At 65.3% G+C, this 6,351-nt stretch carries 6 protein-coding genes and 1 pseudogene; 3 read left to right on the plus strand and 4 right to left on the minus strand.

Features of this window, described 5'->3' with window-relative positions:
- Window positions 1-109 precede the first annotated feature (109 nt).
- Window positions 110-634, plus strand: a complete 525-nt coding sequence (locus ACQGNJ_RS02620; protein ID WP_426687678.1) for a Tle-like phospholipase domain-containing protein — start codon at window positions 110-112, stop codon at window positions 632-634.
- Here the strand turns inward: ACQGNJ_RS02620 and ACQGNJ_RS02625 are convergent.
- The 3 genes and pseudogenes from ACQGNJ_RS02625 to ACQGNJ_RS02635 all read right to left on the minus strand — a co-directional run.
- A pseudogene (locus ACQGNJ_RS02625) lies at window positions 628-876 on the minus strand (IS30 family transposase); the annotation flags it as partial. The gene ACQGNJ_RS02620 and the pseudogene ACQGNJ_RS02625 overlap by 7 nt on opposite strands.
- Window positions 877-879: 3 nt before the next feature.
- Entirely contained in the window at window positions 880-1,878 is a 999-nt protein-coding gene (locus ACQGNJ_RS02630) for an IS5 family transposase (RefSeq protein ID WP_426687679.1), read from the minus strand.
- A gap of 253 nt (window positions 1,879-2,131) precedes the next feature.
- Window positions 2,132-2,917, minus strand: a complete 786-nt coding sequence (locus ACQGNJ_RS02635; RefSeq protein WP_426687680.1) for an acyl-CoA thioesterase — start codon at window positions 2,915-2,917, stop codon at window positions 2,132-2,134.
- A gap of 102 nt (window positions 2,918-3,019) precedes the next feature.
- On the opposite strand from ACQGNJ_RS02635, the gene ACQGNJ_RS02640 reads away from it, so the two are divergent.
- Together ACQGNJ_RS02640 and ACQGNJ_RS02645 are read left to right on the plus strand one after the other, a co-directional pair.
- Window positions 3,020-4,663 (plus strand): acyl-CoA dehydrogenase family protein, encoded by a 1,644-nt coding sequence (locus ACQGNJ_RS02640; protein ID WP_426687681.1) that lies wholly within the window; start codon window positions 3,020-3,022, stop codon window positions 4,661-4,663.
- Between the two features lie 155 nt (window positions 4,664-4,818).
- Window positions 4,819-5,307: an asparaginase domain-containing protein gene (locus ACQGNJ_RS02645; RefSeq protein WP_426687682.1), complete on the plus strand. Its 489-nt coding sequence runs from the start codon at window positions 4,819-4,821 to the stop codon at window positions 5,305-5,307.
- Window positions 5,308-5,410: 103 nt separating this feature from the next.
- Here the strand turns inward: ACQGNJ_RS02645 and ACQGNJ_RS02650 are convergent.
- A partial coding sequence (locus ACQGNJ_RS02650) for a PPC domain-containing protein (RefSeq protein WP_426687683.1) occupies window positions 5,411-6,351 on the minus strand: 941 nt, incomplete at its 5' end.

A 6,351-nucleotide genomic window follows, 5' to 3' on the forward strand; every position in this document is an offset into this window, starting at 1 on the left:
TGGATCGCCCGGGCAATACTCGCTTAACTGCGCATTTAGTAGGTCTTACCCCATAGAAATACCAGGCGATTTCTACACACTATCCATAAATTCAGGGAGGGACTAACCCATGGCAATCTCAACGGATGATTATGCTCGAATGGCAGCGGATTCATATAAGAGTTGGCCAGACGGCCATGCGGTGGATGGCACCGACTTCGAGGTCTACAAGACGCTGCAAAACACTACGTCGGGTTACTACGGCGCCATATATAGAAATAAAATTACGGGCGAGCTCGTTGTCGCCCATCGTGGCACTGAATTTGATGACAATGGCACCGGGACCGATATATTGCGGGATCTTGTGGAGGCCGATGGTCAGATGGCCTTACAGCGCATCAATCAGCAGATTGATGACGCGAGACACTTGGTTGAAATAGCTCTTGATTTGGCAAAGCATTCGAGTCCAAGTGGCGGGCCGGTGTCGGTGACGGTTACAGGGCACTCTCTTGGCGGTTCGCTGGCCCAAGTAACGGCGTTTGAATATGGCCTCTATGGGGAAACGTTTAATGCCTACGGTGCTGCGGGGCAGTATGGCACCCCTGCCGGTGGATCGCAGGGCGGTTTCAAGGTCCACGCGCAACATAATCAGTGAGTCGTTCCTGCGCTCGCCTCCGTGAGTCGAAGATGGTCGTTGTAGACCTCCAATGGCGTGCGGAATTGATGACGCTTGCGCGGTCGCGTATTGAGGCTCAGCGCGATCTGGTTGAGCTCGACCTGGCTGTAGACGGATAGGTCGGTACCCTTGGGCAGGTATTGGCGCAGCAAGCCGTTGGTGTTCTCGTTACTGCCGCGTTGCCACGGGCTGTGCGGGTCGGCGAAGTACACCTGCACCCCGACTCACAGGCGCACCCCTCCTGCGGTCGCCAACAAGGTTCGTCGGGCCATCCACAGATTGCTCAGCGCAAACAGCGTCAGCACCTGCGCACCGTTCTTGGCCAAGCCACGATAGCGCGCCTTCACATGACCGAATTGCCGCTTGACCACGCGGAACGGGTGCTCGACGGCGGCGCGGATCGACGCCTTGAGGTGTTCGACCTCTTCGGTCAGAGCGCGCAATGCCTCATCCTCGATCACCTTGACCTTGCTGCGCTTGGCCGCGATATGCCATTTCCGCCCACGCTTGGCTGGTGCGTGCTTCTCGGCACCCGTATAGCCGGCGCCGCCAAACACGGCTTTCTCTTTGCCGTGCAGCAGATTGCCGACCAGGGTGACATCACCCACGTTCGCCGCCGTCGTCACCACGCTGTGGACCAGGCCGGTGACCTCGTCTACACCGATATGCGCCTTCATGCCGAAATACCACTGATTGCCTTTCTTGGTCTGACGCATCTCCGGATCACGCGCCTTGTCCCGATTCTTCGTCGACGACGGTGCACCAAGGATCGTCGCGTCGACGATGGTGCCCTGCGAGAGCTTCAACCCTTTGTCGTGCAGATGCTGATTCACTGCCTTGAACAGCTCTTTGGCCAGCCCGTGCTTTTCCAGCAGGTGGCGGAACTTGCACACCGTCGTTTCGTCCGGCGCCGGCTCGCGTCCCAGATCAATGCCCACGAACCGCCGCATCGACGCCGAGTCGTACAACGCTTCCTCTACCGCCGGATCGCTCAGCGCGTACCACTGCTGCAGGAAGTGGATGCGCAACATGCGCTCCAGGCCCACCGGGCGACGCCCGCCCTCCGCGCGTGCCTTGGGATAGAACGGTTCGATCACCGCGCACAGCTCCGGCCACGGCACGACCTTGTCCATCTCGGCCAGGAACACATCACGTCGCGTGGCCTTGCGGTGGGCTTCAAATCCACCGTCGGCTTGCGTCGCCAAGGTCAGTTGATCGGGCATCGTCTACACTCTCTTGGACAGGTGCGTGCTTCGACAGCGAAGCAAAATCAGAGTTTCCCTAACGCTATGTAGATTTCAAAATCGAAGTGTAATCCTGCAGCCTATCCCGTGCTCGTCGCCGTGCACGACAGGACTCAGGTCCACACAGATCAACAATTTGCTGTGCTTGGTGCTGCCCAATCCCGCCGTCCAATCCCGCCGTGTTTCCACGCACATGATCACAGCGCGAACGCCGTACACGAAACACTCCACCTCACCCAAACACCACCATACTCTGCCGACTCAACGCCACCGCCTCCCCACCCGGCCCCCACAGCATCACGCTCTGATTGGTGTAGCCGTCGCGGGCGGCGATCAGTTCCGCATCGACGCGCCAGTCGTCCAGGCCGAGGTCGTCGTAGCGGTCGCGCAGCAGTTCGAGCATCCAGGTGAGCGAGCTGCCGGGGGTGGGCGTGGCGAACATCGACAGCGCGATAGGCGGGACGAAGTCGGCGAAGGCGAGCACGTGGGTTTCGTCGACGGGGCCGTCGTCGCGCAGGGAAAGCTGCAGCACGCTGTCGCGCTGGTGGCCGCCGCTGAATGGCAGGTCGCCGCGCAGCCAGCGGGCGCGGAAGTGCTGGGTGAAGGCGGGCATGCGGCCTTCGACGTAGCGCAATTCCTGCGTGGCGGCATTGGCCACAGGCGATTGCACCGGCTGGAAATCGAGTGTCGATGGTCGCGCATTGCCGAACACGCCGACCAGCTGGCACAGCGTCTGCCCGCCGTCGCACAGGCTGGCCTCGACCTGGATTGCGCTGCGGCCCGCGCGCAGCAGCCGCGCGCGGATCTCCACCGTGCCGGCCGGCACCGGAGCCACGAAGGTGGTCTGCAGGCTGCGCAGCGGCATGTCCGCCGGCACCAGTTCGCGCATCGCGCGCAGGGCCAGTGCCGCCTGCAGGCCGCCGAAGGCGCTGCGCCCCTGCAGCCAGTCCTCGCTGACCGTGGCCTGCCAGCCGTCGCCATGGCGCGTGACCGTCTTCATCACTTCGGAAAATCGCATGGGTGGCGCCTGCGCCGGGGAGTGGCTTTCGATGATGCCAGCGCCACGCGCCGAATGCGCGCATGCCTATACTCGACACCTCGACTCTGGACGGAACGCACCATGGCCTTCCTGCAGGATCCGCCGCAACTTCCACATCCGTATCGCAATGACCGCACGCTGCTGGCCTTGCTCGACCGCGTGCTGCCCGCCGCGCGGCGCGCGGCGCTGGATGTCGACCTGGATGCGCTGGGCGACTATGCGCAGATGGCGTGGCAGCGTGCCTGCACCACGACGCGGCGCAAGCCGGTGTTGACGCAGTGGGACGCGTGGGGGCGCCGCATCGACCGCATCGAGCTGACGCCGGCGTGGCAGGAAGGCGCGGCCATGACCACGCGACATGCGGTGCTCGCCGCCGGCCACGCGGACAGCGAGCACGCGCGGCTGGAAGAGTTCGCCCGCGTCTACCTGTATCACCTGGCCAGCGAGTTCTATACCTGCCCGCTGGCGATGACCGACGGCGCCGCCACCGCGATCAAGGCCTCCGGCAACCGCGAACTGATCGAGCGCGTGCTGCCGCATTTGCTCAGCCGCGATCCGGCCACCTTCTGGCTCAGCGGCCAGTGGATGACCGAGACCGCCGGCGGCTCCGACGTGGGGAATACCGAAACTGTCGCGCGACAGGACGCCAGCGGCCAGTGGCGGCTGTACGGACGCAAGTGGTTCAGTTCGGCGGTGGTCGGTGAAGCGGCGCTGGCACTGGCGCGGCCCGAGGGCGCGGCGGCCGCGGGCACCGCGGCGCTGGCGCTGTTCTACGTCGAGACGATGGACGGTGCGCGACGCAAGCCGGAGCTGATCATCGACCGTCTGAAGGACAAGCTCGGCACGCAGGAGCTGCCCACCGCGGAAATCCACCTCGACGGCCTGCCCGCCTGGCCGCTGGGCGAGCTTGCCCACGGTGTGCGCCAGGTTGCGCCGATGCTCAACGTCACGCGCAGCTGGAACGCGATCTGCGCGGTCGCCAGCATGGCCCGCGCGATCGCCCTGGCGCGCGACTTCGCCGAGCGCCGGCGCGCGTTTGGCCGTCCATTGATCGAGCAGCCGCTGCACGCACAGACGCTGGCCGACATGCAGGCCGAGTTCGAGGGCGCGTTCGCGCTGGCGTTCGAAGTTGCGCATCTGCTGGGTCGGGTCGAACAGGGTGCGGCGGCTCCGCATGAGGCCGCCCTGCTCCGCCTGCTCACGCCGCTGGCCAAGCTGTGGACCGGCAAGCTGGCGGTGCAGATCTGCTCCGAGGCGCTGGAATGCTTCGGCGGCGCCGGCTACATCGAGGACACCGGCCTGCCGCAGCTGCTGCGCGACGCGCAGGTGTATGCGATCTGGGAAGGCACCACCAACGTGCTGTCGCTGGACAGCCTGCGCGCGCTGGCCGGCGACAGCCTCGGCGCCTTGCGCACGGCCTGTGCGAGCTGGCTGGACGGCAACGACGACATGCACGCGGCCAGCGCGATCCGGCAGGCGCTGGACGCCGCCGCGCGCTGGCTCGACCAGCATGCGGCGGCGCGCGACACGCTGGAAGCCGGCGCGCGCGGCCTGGCTTTCACGCTGGCCCGCTGTGCGGCGGCGGCATTGCTGGCGCGGCAGGCCAGCTGGTCGAGCCGCCACGGCGACCGACGCCCGGCCGCGGCGCGGCACCGCTTCGTCGGCCACGGCCTCGACCGGCTGGTCACCCCCGACGCAGACAACGCCGCACTGCTGCTGGGCTGACCACCTTCCGTAGGAGCGCACCCTGTGCGCGATGCTTTCGGTGACGTGACGAAGAGCATCGCGCACAGGGTGCGCTCCTACGAAAAATCGCGTGGGCGGACGTTGTGGTGCCCACACGGGCTAAAATGCCGCGACTCCCTCTACGGCCCACCGACATGCAGCATCTGACCATCGTCACCACCGGCGGCACGATCGACAAGATCTATTTCGACGACAAGTCGGACTACAAGATCGGCGCGCCGCAGATCGGCGACATCCTCGGCCAGCTTGGCGTGGCGTTCCAGTTCGACGTGATCCCGATCCTGCGCAAGGACAGCCTGCACATGGGCGCCGAGGACCGCGCACTGGTGCGTTCGACGATCGAGGCGCAGCCGCATCGCCACGTGCTGGTCACCCACGGTACCGACACCATGGTCGAGACGGCGAAGGAGCTGGCGGAGATCAAGGGCAAGGTGATCGTGCTGACCGGGGCGCTGAATCCGGCGCGCTTCCAGGGATCGGATGCGGTGTTCAACATCGGCTGCGCGGTGGCCGCGGTGCAGACCCTGCCCGACGGCGTCTACATCACCATGAACGGCCGCGTGTGGGATCCGGCCAAGGTGCGCAAGAACCGTGATGCCAACCGCTTCGAGCCGGTGGGCTGAGCTCGCCAGGATCCGAAGCAGCTATCGTCAGTTGCCCCCACAAATGAAGAACCCCAGCCGAAGCCGGGGTTCTCGTTTACACCTCACGCGATGAGCGTGAGGATCAGTTGCTGCTGGTGGTCAGGGTGACACCCGAGTACGTCTGGTACGCACGCACGTTGATGTAGTACGTGGTGTTGCTGGTCGGGGTGAACGTGCAGGTCTCGCTGTTGCCGGTCTTGTACGGACGGCAGTTGTAGCTGCTGGCGGTCGGCGCACTGCCGGCCTTCACGTACAGATCCGCATCACCGGTACCACCGGCGATCGAGATGGTCGCCGTATGACCCGCGGTGACTGCCTGGGTGAAGGTTGCGGAGACGTTGCCGGTGCTCACCGTCGGCAAGTTGACCGAGGTGCTGCTGCCACCGCCACCACCACCGCCGCCGGTGCTGTACGACGCCTTCACCGAGACGCCGGAGTAGGCCGCGTAGGCGTGCACCTTGATGTAGTACTTGCCAGCGACGGGCGACGCCACGGTGCAGCTTTCCGAGTTGCCGGTCTTGTACGGACGGCAGTCGTAGCTGCTGGTGGTCGGCGCACTGCCGGCCTTGGTGTACAGGTCCGCATCGCCGGTGCCGCCGGAGATCGACATCACCAGGTTGGTGGCGCCGGCCGGCACGGTGATGAAGTAGTCGTTGTCGGCACCCGTCGCCGCCGACACGCCGGTCACCGCCACGTTGTTCTGCAGCTCGGTGGTCGTGCCACCACCGCCGCCACCACCGCCGCCGGTACCCGGGCAGGTCACGCCCACGCCGGTGAACGCCGTGATCACGTCATTCGCGTTGTAGCCCAGATCGGTCGCCGCCGACTCCACGCCGCAGGCGCCGGAGTTGAAGGTGGACGTCGCCGTCCAGTACGACTTGTTGGCCAGCGCGAACGCCTGGAACGCCTTCTTCACGTCCCAGCCCGAGGTCTTGGCCAGCAGGCAGAACGCCTTGTTGTACACGCCGCTGGAGTAATGCACGTCGAGGCTGGAGGTGTAGTTGGCCGCGTTGTCGATCGAGC

Source organism: Rhodanobacter ginsengiterrae (genome assembly GCF_050026815.1).
Lineage (GTDB): Bacteria > Pseudomonadota > Gammaproteobacteria > Xanthomonadales > Rhodanobacteraceae > Rhodanobacter > Rhodanobacter ginsengiterrae.